Origin of the sequence: Shewanella sp. 11B5 (assembly GCF_002836795.1) — a bacterium.
GTDB lineage: Bacteria > Pseudomonadota > Gammaproteobacteria > Enterobacterales > Shewanellaceae > Shewanella > Shewanella frigidimarina.
The window spans coordinates 1-1,287 of sequence record NZ_PJAP01000100.1 but is presented as its reverse complement, the minus strand read 5'-3'; the positions used below and the strand labels follow the sequence as shown (position 1 = coordinate 1,287).

The following is a 1,287-nucleotide window of genomic DNA, read 5'->3' as shown; positions in this document are numbered from 1 at the left end:
ATAAAACCTGACCGTTATTAAATACATTGCCTTTCTAACGAACTGCTATAACCTAACTAAAACCTCTTCGTTTTGTCATTTATTTGTCCTCGATAGCTGGCTGAGCGCTCAATTTTTGAGACGGCCCAATGACAGCTCTACGCTTAAGCTACCAAACAGTTGAATTTGGTGACATAGATGTTCATCTATGTACCTTACGTAATAATCAAGAATTTTATGACCCTACAGGCATAGCTGAAAAACTTGGAATATCCTCTGCGAGCTGGCCTATTTTTGGCATTGTATGGCCATCAAGTTTAGTGCTGGCTAACTATATGTTGGATTACAAAACCGAAGGTAAAAGAATTCTAGAAATAGGCTGTGGAATAGCACTATCAAGCTTACTTCTTAATGAAAAACATGCCGATATAACCGCAACCGACTATCACCCAGAAGTTGAGCAGTTCCTTAATCGAAACACAAAACTCAACAATGGTAAAAACATTGCTTTTGAGCGAGTAGATTGGGCCAATGATACCAGCAAGCTGGGACTCTTTGATGTCATCATCGGCAGTGATTTATTGTACGAAGATGAGCATGTGCAGTTATTGGCTTATTTTATTAAAAACCATGCCAGTGAAAAATGTGACGTCATTATCGTAGACCCAGGCCGAGGCCGAAAAAATAAACTCAGTGTAAAATTAGCAGAGTTCGGTTTTATCAGCAGCCATTTTAAACCAATACACACCGACTATTTAGCACTGCCCTTTAAAGGCTACATTCTGGTTTTTTCGCGTGGTAATGTCGTTGCCTAATCAAGTATCATTGTCACTATCTAGTACCAATAATCAGTGTGTTCAAATACTGGGGGCATCGTTGCCGCTGAATGCTTGTTGGGTTGTTTTAGCTGTGAGCAAAAGCATCTCGTTAATCAGTCGATCATCACTATCATGTAGCCATACTTGATTGCGCATCAACCTTTAAGCTCACTCCAACTCAACAAAAAACCGTTAATACATGATGGAATAAACAATAATTATTAATTCAATCATCAGAATTGACGTTAACCATACAACTCTAGGCTTACCATTTAATTATTTGTCAGGTTTTTAGGCTCAAAACAGGCTATGATCCCACTTCGTCGCCCCCAGGCTAATGCATTCAATTATTGAGTCATTACCCCCAAGTAAATAATGAATTACGATTAGGTTTATATGCCATCGTTATCGGGAGCGCGGTAACTCTTTTTACCCCTTTTATACTTTACATTAGGCAATACCATGGCTATCAGAATTAAACTTAAACCTG

Annotated in this window: 1 protein-coding gene; it reads left to right on the top strand. The window is 38.8% G+C overall.

Annotated elements, in window-relative coordinates:
• Positions 1-128: 128 nt before the first annotated feature.
• Positions 129-794: a class I SAM-dependent methyltransferase gene (locus CXF78_RS00835; protein ID WP_059746124.1), complete on the top strand. Its 666-nt coding sequence runs from the start codon at positions 129-131 to the stop codon at positions 792-794.
• The last annotated feature ends 493 nt before the right edge of the window (positions 795-1,287 follow it).

Coding starts and splice junctions, on each gene's coding strand:
- CXF78_RS00835 (WP_059746124.1), top strand. CDS start 129: ATGACAGCTCTACGCTTAAGCTACCAAACAGTTGAATTTGGTGACATA.